Below are 11,493 nucleotides of genomic sequence, written 5' to 3' on the forward strand. Positions count from 1 at the left end.
GCTCCAGGATGGCGAACTGGCTGTCGACCAGGCTCGCCGGCATGAAGTGGCCCTTGCGGTTGCCGACGCGCCGCCTAGCCGTGGCAGGGTCGATCTCCAGGTAGAGGAACACGATCTGCGGGCAGAAGCTGCTCAGCCGGTCGCGATAGCTGCGCTTCAGTGCCGAGCAGGCGGCAACCACGCCTTCGCCCTTCCCCACCGACGCCGCGATGCGCTCGCCGATCGCGTCGAGCCAGCCCTCACGCAATTCGTCGGTCAGCGGCTCGCCGCTTGCCATGCGTGCGACGTTTTCCGGCGGGTGCAGCCTGTCGCCCTCGATAAAGGTAACGCCCAGCGCGGCCGCCAGCGCAACACCGACGGCCGACTTGCCGCAGCCGGCGACGCCCATCACCACGATGGCCGGAGGCACCGAGCCGGGAGCGCCCGTTGGCGCCTGTGCTGTCTTTTCGTCCACTGTCAGCGGCTTGCCGGCGCGCGGCCGTAGAGCAGCAGCATGGCGACGATGACGACGCCGTAGATGATCTGTCGCCCCGCCTCCGGCATCTGCATGACCGATAGGATGGATTGCAGCAGCGTGATCAGGATGACACCGGCAACGGTGCCGAGATACGAGCCGCGCCCGCCCAGGATCGAGGTGCCGCCCAGCACAACCGCGGCGATCGATGGCAGCAGATAGGCATCACCCATCGACTGCGCCGCCTTGGAAGCATAGCCGGCGAGCAGCACCCCGCCGAAGGCTGAGAGCCCGCCGGAAACCGCGAAGGCGATCATCACCACGCGGCGCGTGTCTATGCCGGAGAGATAGGCGGCGCGCTCGCGATTGCCGATGCCGTAGACGCTGCGGCCGAAGCTGGTGCGGGTCAGCACGAAGACCATCGCGGCCCCGATCAGCGCCCAGATGACGACGGCATTGGGCACGCCAGGAATGGTAAAGCCGGTCGCCACATAGCGCATCGCCACGGTTGCCGAATCCTGCGGCGAGAACCCGCCAGTGTAGACCACCATCAGCCCTTGCGCGACGGCGTTGGTGGCAAGCGTGATGATCATAGACGGAATTCTGAGATAGGCGACACCGATACCGTTGACGATACCGATCAGCACCCCGCAGAAAATGCCGAACGGAATGGCCAGCGCCACGCCGAGCGGACCATAGGCGGCCGCCGCGCAGGCCATCATGGCGCCTACCGCCACCGACCACGGCACCGACAGGTCGATCTGGCCTAGCAGGATGACCAGCATCATGCCTGTGGCGATGACGCCGAGGAACGAGGCCACCTTGAGCTGCTGCAAGAGATATTCCGGCGACAGGAAACTGCGCGAATAGAGACTGCCCAGGAACAGCAGCAGCACGATGCAGGCGAAGGCCGTCAGCACCGCCGGGTCGGCGCGGCGGATGAATTTTGGCATCCGGTTGGCAATGCCGCCGATGGTCGTTTCGCTCACAGGAACCACTCCAGCCGGTTGCGGACCCGAAACAGGGCGAAGGCGCCGAGGCTGACCGCGATCAGCAGGATAACGCCCTGGAATAGCGGCTGCCAGAGCGGATCGAAATCGAAGACGAAGAGCAGGTCGCCGATGGTGCGGAAAGCCAGCGCGCCGAAGATCGCGCCGATGGCGCTGCCCTTGCCGCCGAACAGCGAGACGCCGCCGAGCACGACGGCGGCAATCGAGAACAGCGTGTAGGCGTTGCCGCTGGCATAGGCCGCGTCACCCGTATAGGTGAAGAATGTCAGGAACAGCCCGCCGATCGCGGCGAGCAGCCCGGCAAGCGCATAGGCGGCGAACTTGCCACGCCGGATCGGCACGCCGGACATGTAGGCCGCCATCTCCGAGGAACCGGCCGCGTAAGCCGCGCGGCCGAGCACCGAGCGGCTGAACGGCACCCAGACGACGAGCACCACGGCCAGCAGCACCACCAGGCTCGCCGGCACCACGCCGAACAGCCGCCCGGTCAGCGCGTCGGCAAGGTCCTCGTTGACCGAACCGCCTGGAAAGGGTCGTAGCAGCAGCGCGATGCCGAAATAGACAGCACCCGTGGCGATGGTGGTGACAATCGGCTGCAGGCGACCATAGATGACGATGGCACCGTTGATCGCCCCGCACAGCAGCCCGGTGCCAAGCACCGCAATGACCCCGAACGCGGTTTCGATACCGGTGCCGATGACCAGCCACGAAGCCAGGCAATTGGTCAGCGTGAAGATCATGCCGACTGAAAGGTCGATGCCGGCGGTGATCACCACCAGCGTCTGGGCCATGGCCACAAAGGCGAGCAGCACGCCTTTGTTCGAGGCTGTCTGCACGACGTTGGCGGTGAAGCCGGCGGGATGGTTCGAGGTGTAGATGACGAACATGACGATGAAAATGCCGAACGCCAGCAGCGTTCCGCGCTGTTCGGCCAGCCAGTAGCGCCAATCTTTCACGCGCCAATCTTTCACACACTTGCTCCCAGGCCCACCGGGCTCTCCTCGCCATGGATGTTGAGCGCGCTTGATATCAGCGCCCGCTCGGTGATCCCGGCGCCGACCAGTTCGCGCTTGACCGCCCCGTCATAGAGCACCAGCACGCGGTCGCAGCAGCCGATCAATTCGTCATAGTCGGTCGAATAGAACAGGATCGCCGCACCCGCATCGGCGAGCTTGCGCATTAGCTGATAGAGCTCCTGCTTGGTGCCGACATCGATGCCGCGCGTCGGATCGTTGAGCAGGATGATGCGCGGCTGGCGCATCAGCCATTTGGCGATGACCACCTTCTGCTGGTTGCCGCCGGACAGCGCGCCGACCGGGATGTCGAGGCCCGCCGTCTTGATTGCCAGAAGGCCGACCATGTCGTCGATCAGCCGCTGTTCGGCGGCGCGATCGATGATGCCGGCTTTCGACAGCCGGTCTAGCGCGGCAAACGACAGGTTCTCGCGCACCGTCATCGGCAGCATCAGGCCTTCGGTCTTGCGATCCTCGGGAATGAGCGCCATGCCGATGCGGTCGTCGCGCGCAACGGATGGACTGGTGATCGACACAGGCTTGCCGTCGATCAGGATCTGGCCGGACAGGCCGCGCAGCACACCGAAGAAAGCGAGCAGCAATTCGCGCTGGCCCTGGCCGTCAAGGCCACCGAGGCCGACGACCTCGCCTGCCCCGACCGTCAGCGAGACATTGTCCAGCCGGTCGGTCCAGGACAGCTTGCGTGCCTCCAGCACGGGAACGGCGGCACCTGCATTGCGCGCGGGTTTCGGCGGGAAAATATGGCTGTATTCGCGCCCAATCATCAGTTCGACGACTTCGTTGTCGCTCTTCGTGCCTGCCTTGTAGCTGGCGACATTGCGGCCGTTGCGAAACACCGTGCAGTAGTCGGCAAGCTCGGCGATCTCGTTCATGCGGTGCGAGATGTAGAGCAGCGCCAGCCCTTCCGAGCGCAATCGCTTGAGCACGCTGAAGATCTTAGCGACGTCGGTCGCGGTCAGTGCCGAGGTCGCCTCGTCGAGGATCAGGATGCGCGGCTTCCTGGCCAGCGCCTTGGCGATCTCGACCATTTGGCGGCGCGACAGCGGCAGGTCCTTGACCAGTGCCAGCGGGTGGATATCGGCAGCACCGGCGCGTGCCAGCGCCTCCTCGGCGATGCGGCGCTGCGCCTTGCGGTCGATCATGCCAAAACGCTTCGGCGGATCGGAAATGACAATGTTGTCGGCGACGCTGAGTTCGGGAACCAGCGACAGTTCCTGGAAGATGCAGACGATACCGGCCTTGTTCGCCGCGCCTGGCGAGGCGAACGTCACCTCGCGTCCATCCAGCGTCATGCGACCTTCGTCGGGCGCGACGACGCCCGCCATGACCTTGATCAGCGTCGATTTCCCGGCGCCGTTTTCGCCGAGAATAGCGTGAATGCTGCCGGATGAGACCGAAAGCTCGGCCTTTTCCAACGCCCGCACACCACCATAGCGCTTGGATATGCCCTCCATCCGGAAGAGCGGAACCATACCGTCCATCGGCCCTCCCGAGGCACTTTTGACGACCAGGGATATCGAGTGGCCGGCGCCGCGGGAGATCCCGCGGCGCCTTGTATGCTGCCTATTGGTCCGCCTTGGTCTGGCCCATGATTTCCTGCGCGGTGAAATTTATGCCGCAGGTCGGGAAGGAGTTGCCGACGAAGAAATTGTCGGACTGGTCGGGGAAGAAATCCTGACCGGCCTTGAAGTTCGGATCCTCGACAATCGCCAGCGGCAGCTTGACCGACTGTGGGACGACGTTGCCCTCAAGTGCCGAGATCGCCGTCTTGATGGCAACCGCCACCTGGGCCGGCCCGGTGCCGGCCGATGAGCATTTCAGCCCGTCCGCGGCATGAGCGGCGCAGAACTTGCGGAAGCCATTCTCGGTCTCGCCGCCGAACGGCACGAACGGATGCTTGGCGTCGATCATCGCCTGCACGATGCCAGTGTCGCCACCCTGTCCGGTCACGCCGTCAAAGGGACCGTTGGTGGCGATTGCGTCGGCCGAAGCCTTTTGCGCAACGCCGTCATCCCATTTGCCGACAACCTCGGTGACGGCCCATTTCTTGCCGGAGGCGTCGAGAGCCTCATGGATGCCATTGTGGCGGTCGGTGTCGACTGAGGTCCCAGCAACGCCACGCACCTCGAGCACCTTGCCGCCGTTCGGCACATGCGTGACCAACCATTTGCCCCAAAGCTCGCCCAGGCCTTTCTGGTCGACGTTGACGTTGATGGCGTCCTTGGTGTCGAGAATGTTATCGAAAGCAACCAGCACGACGCCGGCTTCCTTGGCGCGCTTGATCACCGGCCCGAAGGCCGTCGGGTTCTGCGCATTGACCACGATGGCGTCATAGCCGGAATCAATGAAGTTGTTGATCGCCGAGATCTGCGCCGGCACGTCCTCTCCGGTCGAGACGACCTTGAATTCCTTCAGCTTTGCAGCAACGTCCTTCTGGGCTGCATAGGCCTTCGCAGTCTGCACCATCTGGATGCGCCATGTGTTGGCGATATAGCCATTGGCGAGCGCAATGCGGTAGGGGCCGTCCTTCTTGGGGAACTTGAAGAACTGCGTATCCGCAGCCCAGGGTGCGAAGCAATCCGGCTCGGCCGCTGGACCCTTGACGATTTCGGGGCCTGCAGCAATCGCCGATGAGCTCAACATGACAAATGCAGTGGCGGCAACGATGCCACCAACGAGTGACTTGATCATCGATATTCCTCCCAGTTGCAGTTCTGATTGTTGTTGGCTGCTGTGACGTCTCGTGCGTCAGATCTGGCACCTCCCGCTTGGCTCTGCCGCGCCTTTCGGTGGCTGAATGCCACCCCGATCCCCTCCCCTTGCTCTCCGGTCAAGGCCGGAAAAAACTATCATATTATCCATAATAAACAAGTATGAGTTGTCGCTTATATATAATAAACAGATTTTTCTGTTTATTATGAGCACCTTTCCGGCGAAAATGGTAGCGCTACCATTACGCAGTGTAAACCGGCATTCGCACAGTCGCCTCTGTGCGTTTCAACGCGCCGTGCTCTCGCGGCGCTTGAGCTCGAAACCGAGATCGACGATCCGTTGCTCCGGCCTATTGCCGGCGATCGCCGCCAGCGCCATGGCCACTGCACGCCGGCCGATCTCATAGCGATGGGTGCGGATGCTGGTGATCGATGGAAACGCCACCTGCATCATGTCGAGGTCGTTGAAGCCGACGATGCCGATCGTCTTCGGCACCGCGATCGAGGCGCGATGGCACTCGAACAACACGCCGAGCGCAATGTCGTCATTGTTGCAGAAAACACCGTCGAGCGTCGGCACCTTGGCCAGCGCGTCGCGGAGCATTTCGCGGCCGAGCGATACGCTGGACAACACCGGCGTGGTGGTGACAAGGCGCGGGTCGAATAGGCCGGCGGCCTCCATCGCCGCGCGATAGCCGGCAAGGCGCCGCTGCGAGCGCGGGTCCATGCGGGCGCCGATGAAGCCGATGCGGCGGTAGCCGGCCTCGATCAGATGTTCAGTTGCCGTCCTGCCGCCGTCGAGATGCGAGAAGCCGACCATCATGTCGACCGGATCGGGACCGGTCTCCATGACCTGCACCACCGGGCAGCCGGCGCTTTCCAGCAGCTTTCGCGAGGTCGGTGTCTGGTCGATGCCGGCGACGATCAGCGCTGCCGGCCGCTGCGAGCCGAACACCTGCAATAGCCGCTCTTCTTCGAGGCCGGAATAATGGGTGTTGCCGAGCTGGATGCGGAACGGGCTGGCCGACAGGCTGTCGTAGATGCCGCGCACCACCTCGGCGAAGACATTGTTGGTGAGCGACGGCACCAGAACGCCGAACACTTCGGCGCGCGCCGAGGCCAGCGCCCGCGCATTCGGGTCCGGGACGTAACCGAGTTCGTCGACGGCGGCCTGAATCTGGCGGCGCAACTCTTCCGAGACACGCTCCGGCTCGCGCAAGGCGCGCGACACAGTGATGGCGCCGACACCAGCCTTGCGAGCGACATCGGCGATAGTCGGGCGGCCGCCGCCCCGACGCGAGCGCGGCTTAATCACAGACGCGCTCGCTCGGAAACGCACCCGGCAGGGCGCGGTCGCGATACGATCGTCTTTGCTGTCGCCATCTCACCGGCCTTTTGCCGCCCCAACTTGCCTTCTGGCGTCGCGCGGCGTCCGTCGGTTGTCAAGCCAAGGCGCGTGCCGGGCGTGCGTGCGAAGATCGCTGCCTTCCTTTAGGCCATCACAGCGGCGCTGCGCCTTGCTCTCCAGAACAACAGTCCGATCGCCAGTATGTTCAGCAAATTCCAGGCAATGCCGTTGAGGAACGCAGCCGCGTAGGAGCCGGTCAGGTCGTAAATCCAGCCCGACATCCAGCCGCCGATCGCCATGCCGAAGATCGTCGCCATCATGACGATACCGATACGCTGGCCGGCCTCTTTGGCCGGCATGTAGTCGCGCACGATGATCGCGTAGCAAGGCACGATACCGCCCTGCGACAGGCCGAACACCAGCGACACCACATAGAGCGAGGCAAGCCCGTCGAACGGGATGTAGAACAGCAGCGACAGGCACTGCAGCACCGAGCCGATCATCAGTGTCCACACAGCGCCGATACGGTCGGCGAGAAAGCCCGATGCCAGCCGGCTGACGACGCCGCCTGCCATCATGATCGACAGCATGTCGGCGCCATGCGCCACGCCGTAGCCGAGATCCATGCAATAGGCGACGATATGCACCTGCGGCATCGACATCGCCACGCAGCAGCCGAGCCCGGCGACGACCAGCAGCACCTGCAACGCCGCCGGTGACAGCGAGATCGGCTGCACCGTCCGGCTTCCGGGCGAACCGGCGGCGGCCGCCGCCGGGGCACCGCGCCGCAGCATCAGCACCAGCGGCACCATGGTGACCAGGCAGAAAATGCCGATTGCCGCATAGGTGAAGCGCCAGCCTTCCGCCTTCATCAGCGTCGGCATGATGGTTGGCCAGAACGCACCGGCGAGGTAGTTGCCGGCGGCCGCCGCAGTCACGGCGACGCCACGCCGCCGGTTGAACCAGTGCGAGATATCGGCGATCAGCGGCCCGAAGATCACCGACGTGCCAACGCCGATCAGCAACCCTTGAGCAAGGGTGAATTGCAGGATCGAGGTCGACAGTGCCGCGAGCAGAAGGCCGGCGGAAAGCGCAATCGTGGAGAGCAGCGCCGGGATCCAGTAGCCCATCCGGTCGATGGCGCGGCCGACCAGCACGTTGCCGGCTGCAAAGCCGACCATGGTCGCGGTGTAGGGCATGGACGCCGCAGCGCGGTCGACGCCGAACTCGGCCTGCACGGCGGGCAGCACGACGACGACAGCCCACATGCCGACGGCGCCGATCGTCGCCAGCAGCATCGAGATGGCAAGCCGCATCCAGGCATAGGAGCTGTCGATGCCGGGGCTCGGCGGGATGTTATCGGTTCGGGTCAAGGCGTTTCCTGTCGGCGGTCTCAGAGATCGGCTGCCGTTTGCGCCACTATCGGCGCATTCTCGGGCCGCAGCAGCGCCACAACGGGCAAATCCGTGGCTCCAGACCTAAGGCGAATGCAGGAACCGATGCCAGTATGCGGAGTTTCCCGACAGCAACCCGCAAAGGAGTCCAGCCATGACCGCCACCAAGAAGAAATGGTCGGCAGAGGTTACCGAGCACAGCGACGCGATGAATCTCGAGGATCATGTCTTTGAATCCGACGACGCCAGGAAAATCGCCGCCTCGCTCAAGCGATCCGCCGAACACAGCCACCGGCGCAAGGCCGAGCCGTTTCAATCCGCTATGTCGATGCTGAATTTTTACATCAACCGCGCCGGCAAGAACCTGCCCGCCGCGCGCAGGCAAGTGCTGGAGAACGCCAAGGGCGAACTGCGCACCGCCTTCGGGCGCGAGAAGGACGACTAGAAGCGATCCGCCTTATCGGGCGCGGATGACGCCGTCGGTGTTGGCGAGCAGTTTGCGCACCGCGTTGCGCGCCGCGTCCGGCCGCTGCAGGCGGATGTTCTTCTCGATCGCCTCGTGCAGCTTCTGAGCGTGGTTGAGGTCGTCGATTTCCCGCGTCGTATAGGCAAAGAGATGATCGAAGGCGGATTCGATCAGCACGCCGAGCGGCACCAGAAGGTCGTTGCCCGAAGCGCGCAGGATGGCGAGGTGAAAGCGCGTGTCGGCGCGGGTGCGCTCCTGCAGGCTGGTCGCCGCGCCCATCTCGCGACAGGCCTGGCTGATCTCGGCCATTTGCTCGTCGGTGCGCCGCATGGCGGCAAAGGCGGTCGCTTCCGGCTCGATGATGTGGCGGAACTCCTGCACGGTCTTCAGGAACACCTCGCGGTCCGGCGACGTCGCGTACCAGGCCAGCACATCGCGATCGAGCAGGTTCCAGCGTTCCTTCGGCTCGACCCAGCTGCCGATCTTGGGACGTGACGCCAAAAGGCTCTTGGCCATCAGCATCTTGATCGCTTCGCGCACCGCCGAGCGGCTGACGCTGAAGGTCTCCGACCATTTCGCTTCATTGGGCAGGATGGTGCCGGGCGGATAGTCGCCGCGCACGATCCTGAGGCCAATCTCGCTGGCCAGAGAGGCATGGACGCTCGAGCCTGGAATGCGCGCCGCGTCGGGTCGGCGAACACCGGCCGGGCGGTCGGCGGAGGCCGCTTTCGCTGGCGATTTTTCCTTGTTCGGCTTCGCGTCCCGCATAGGTTCCAGAAAGTCCGGATTGACGAGACTGTCAAGCGCGGCAAGCGGCTTGCGCCGCAAAGCCGGCCGCTGTGCACAGATCAGCCCCTATTGCTCCCGCGGATCAGGCCTGCTTGACGTATTTGCGCCAGCTATGCTCCGGGCGGAAACCCAGCACGTCGCGCGCCTTGCGGTTGGAGAGCAGCGTCTCGTATTCGCCAAGCTCGGCCTTGACCGGCACGCCGGGGTAGAACCGCTTCAGCAACTCAGCAGTCGGCAGGTCGGACGATGTGTCGTCATTGGCGGCATTGAACACCTGATAGCCGAGCCCGTCCTTCTCGATGGCGCGCAGCGTGATCTGGCCGAGGTCGCGCGCGTCGACATAGCTCCAGGCGATGCGCTTGCGGAACCCCGGATCGGCGAACCATTTCGGAAACAGCGAATATTCATGCGGCTCGATGACGTTGCCGATGCGCAGGGCATAGATGTCGGTGCCGTTGCGCTGCGCAAAGGCGCGTGCCGTCTTCTCGTTGACGATCTTGGACAGCGCATAGCTGTCCATCGGATCGACATCATACTCCTCGTCGAGCGGGAAATATTTGGGATCACGCGGCTCGTTGGCAAACACAAGCCCATAGGTGGTCTCGCTGGAGGCGATGATAACCTTGCGGATGCCGAGCTTCACCGCCGCCTCGATGACATTGTAGGTGCCGAGCGCATTGATGCGGAACACCTCATTGTCGGTGGTGATCATGATGCGCGGAATGGCGGCGAAATGCACCACCGCATCGACCGGCTGCGGGCGCAGTGACGGGTCGAATTCATGCAGGCCCATGTAGCTCGACAGCGCGTTGAACACCTGCCCGCTATCGGTGATGTCGGTGATCAGCGTCCGCACCTTGGGATTGTCGAGCGGCCTGGTGTCGATGTTGAGCACCTGGCAGCCTTGCTCCACCAGATACTGCACGACATGGCGTCCCGCCTTGCCGCTGCCGCCGGTGAACATGATCCGCTTCGTCATTTTGCTCTCCACAACCTCTGGGATTTATGTGTATTGTCAGACAATATCGCAATCCGCAACCACCCTCGCCTGCAAAACGGCAGCGCTTGACATCAATCATTGCAACAGGACTTGAAGACATGAACACGACTGTCGCGAGCGAAAAGATCGGCTTCATCGGCCTTGGCCTGATGGGGCACGGGATCGCCAAGAACATCGTCGACAAGGGCTACAGCCTGACCTTCCTCGGCCGCAAGAACCGCAAGCCAGCGGAGGACCTGCTCGGTCGAGGTGCGAGGGAAGCATCGACCTCGCGCGATGTGGCGGCGGCATCGACAATCGTCTTCATCTGCGTCACTGGTTCGCGCGAGGTCGAAGCCATCATTCGCGGCCCCGGCGGCCTCAAGGAGGGCTTGAAAAAGGGCTCGGTCGTCGTCGACTGCTCGACCTCCGATCCGGTCTCGACGGTGGCTCTGGCAGCGGAACTCAAGGCGCTCGGCATCGATTTTGTCGACGCGCCGCTGAGCCGCACGCCGAAGGAAGCCTGGGAAGGCACGCTTGACGCCATGGTCGGCGCGCCGGACGCCCTCTTTGCCAGGGTGAAACCAGTGATCGAAACCTGGGCCGGCCGCATCGTGCATATCGGCGACACCGGCGACGGCCACCGCATGAAACTGCTCAACAACTTCATCTCGCTCGGCTACGCTGCGATCTATTCCGAGGCACTGGCATTGGCTGAGAAGGTCGGCATCTCGCCGCCGCGCTTCGACAGCGTCATCCGCAACGGCCGCATGGATTGCGGCTTCTACCAGACTTTCATGCGCTGGACGCTGGAAGGCGACCGCGACGCCCACAAATTCACCATTGCCAACGCCTTCAAGGACCTGACCTATCTGGAATCGATGGCGGGTGCCGCCGGCATCGCCAACCCGCTCGGCAATGCCACCAAGAACTCCTTCGCCGGCGCCCATGCCACCGGTCCGGCCGAGCAGTTCGTGCCGATGCTGGCGACGCATATCGCTGAGGTGAACGGCGTCGACCTGATGCCGATGAAGGATGGCAAGAAGCAGACGATTTGAGTAAAGCGCAGGCGCCGATCACCGCCGCCCTCGCCCAATCCCCTCATCGGTGTCGGCCAAAAGCTTGTGCACGGCGTTGCGCGCGGCGGCTGGACGCTGCAGGCGGATGTTCTTCTCGATCGCTTCATGCAGCTTCTGCGCCTGACGCTGATCGCCGACCTGCTGCGTCGTGAACGCGAAGAGATGGTCGAGCGCCGATTCGATCAGCACGCCGAGCGGCACCAGCAGGTCGTTGCCCGAAGCACGCAGG

Annotated in this window: 11 protein-coding genes and 1 pseudogene; 2 read left to right on the forward strand and 10 right to left on the reverse strand. The window is 63.8% G+C overall.

What is annotated here, in order from left to right; translation table 11 throughout:
* The 7 genes from EN935_RS08725 to EN935_RS08755 form a co-directional block, all read right to left on the reverse strand.
* Window positions 1-454 (reverse strand): gluconokinase (locus EN935_RS08725; protein ID WP_164771050.1); only part of this gene is annotated, 454 nt, incomplete at its 3' end.
* A gap of 2 nt (window positions 455-456) precedes the next feature.
* Entirely contained in the window at window positions 457-1,443 is a 987-nt protein-coding gene (locus tag EN935_RS08730; protein WP_109661069.1) for an ABC transporter permease, read from the reverse strand.
* Entirely contained in the window at window positions 1,440-2,420 is a 981-nt protein-coding gene (locus tag EN935_RS08735) for an ABC transporter permease (protein WP_109661067.1), read from the reverse strand. The genes EN935_RS08730 and EN935_RS08735 overlap by 4 nt, the downstream gene beginning before the upstream one ends.
* A gap of 11 nt (window positions 2,421-2,431) precedes the next feature.
* Window positions 2,432-3,979, reverse strand: a complete 1,548-nt coding sequence (locus tag EN935_RS08740; protein WP_109661065.1) for a sugar ABC transporter ATP-binding protein — start codon at window positions 3,977-3,979, stop codon at window positions 2,432-2,434.
* 82 nt (window positions 3,980-4,061) lie between these two features.
* Window positions 4,062-5,189 carry a sugar ABC transporter substrate-binding protein gene (locus EN935_RS08745; RefSeq protein ID WP_109661063.1) on the reverse strand — a complete coding sequence of 376 codons (1,128 nt, stop codon included), beginning with the start codon at window positions 5,187-5,189 and terminating at the stop codon, window positions 4,062-4,064.
* Between the two features lie 306 nt (window positions 5,190-5,495).
* A complete protein-coding gene (locus EN935_RS08750) occupies window positions 5,496-6,524 on the reverse strand; it encodes a LacI family DNA-binding transcriptional regulator (protein ID WP_109661061.1) in 1,029 nt (342 codons plus the stop codon).
* A 176-nt stretch (window positions 6,525-6,700) separates the two neighbouring features.
* Window positions 6,701-7,930: an MFS transporter gene (locus EN935_RS08755; protein ID WP_109661059.1), complete on the reverse strand. Its 1,230-nt coding sequence runs from the start codon at window positions 7,928-7,930 to the stop codon at window positions 6,701-6,703.
* 175 nt (window positions 7,931-8,105) lie between these two features.
* Between EN935_RS08755 and EN935_RS08760 the strand changes: the two genes are divergently transcribed.
* On the forward strand, window positions 8,106-8,396 hold the full coding sequence (locus tag EN935_RS08760; RefSeq protein ID WP_109661057.1) for a DUF3175 domain-containing protein: 291 nt from the start codon (window positions 8,106-8,108) through the stop codon (window positions 8,394-8,396).
* Window positions 8,397-8,408: 12 nt separating this feature from the next.
* On the opposite strand, the gene EN935_RS08765 is transcribed toward EN935_RS08760, so the two are convergent.
* Both EN935_RS08765 and EN935_RS08770 read right to left on the reverse strand, forming a co-directional pair.
* Window positions 8,409-9,185: a FadR/GntR family transcriptional regulator gene (locus EN935_RS08765; protein ID WP_109661461.1), complete on the reverse strand. Its 777-nt coding sequence runs from the start codon at window positions 9,183-9,185 to the stop codon at window positions 8,409-8,411.
* 103 nt (window positions 9,186-9,288) lie between these two features.
* Window positions 9,289-10,185 (reverse strand): NAD(P)-dependent oxidoreductase, encoded by an 897-nt coding sequence (locus EN935_RS08770; protein ID WP_126069630.1) that lies wholly within the window; start codon window positions 10,183-10,185, stop codon window positions 9,289-9,291.
* A 119-nt stretch (window positions 10,186-10,304) separates the two neighbouring features.
* Between EN935_RS08770 and EN935_RS08775 the strand changes: the two genes are divergently transcribed.
* Window positions 10,305-11,243 carry an NAD(P)-dependent oxidoreductase gene (locus tag EN935_RS08775; RefSeq protein ID WP_127264738.1) on the forward strand — a complete coding sequence of 313 codons (939 nt, stop codon included), beginning with the start codon at window positions 10,305-10,307 and terminating at the stop codon, window positions 11,241-11,243.
* Window positions 11,244-11,261: 18 nt separating this feature from the next.
* On the opposite strand, the pseudogene EN935_RS08780 reads toward EN935_RS08775, so the two are convergent.
* Window positions 11,262-11,493 (reverse strand): annotated as a pseudogene (locus tag EN935_RS08780) (FadR family transcriptional regulator); the annotation flags it as partial.

Source organism: Mesorhizobium sp. M7D.F.Ca.US.004.03.1.1 (assembly GCF_003998635.1).
Lineage (GTDB): Bacteria > Pseudomonadota > Alphaproteobacteria > Rhizobiales > Rhizobiaceae > Mesorhizobium > Mesorhizobium loti.

Coding starts and splice junctions, on each gene's coding strand:
- EN935_RS08740 (WP_109661065.1), bottom strand. CDS start 3,979: ATGGACGGTATGGTTCCGCTCTTCCGGATGGAGGGCATATCCAAGCGC.
- EN935_RS08745 (WP_109661063.1), bottom strand. CDS start 5,189: ATGATCAAGTCACTCGTTGGTGGCATCGTTGCCGCCACTGCATTTGTC.
- EN935_RS08760 (WP_109661057.1), top strand. CDS start 8,106: ATGACCGCCACCAAGAAGAAATGGTCGGCAGAGGTTACCGAGCACAGC.
- EN935_RS08765 (WP_109661461.1), bottom strand. CDS start 9,185: ATGCGGGACGCGAAGCCGAACAAGGAAAAATCGCCAGCGAAAGCGGCC.
- EN935_RS08770 (WP_126069630.1), bottom strand. CDS start 10,185: ATGACGAAGCGGATCATGTTCACCGGCGGCAGCGGCAAGGCGGGACGC.
- EN935_RS08775 (WP_127264738.1), top strand. CDS start 10,305: ATGAACACGACTGTCGCGAGCGAAAAGATCGGCTTCATCGGCCTTGGC.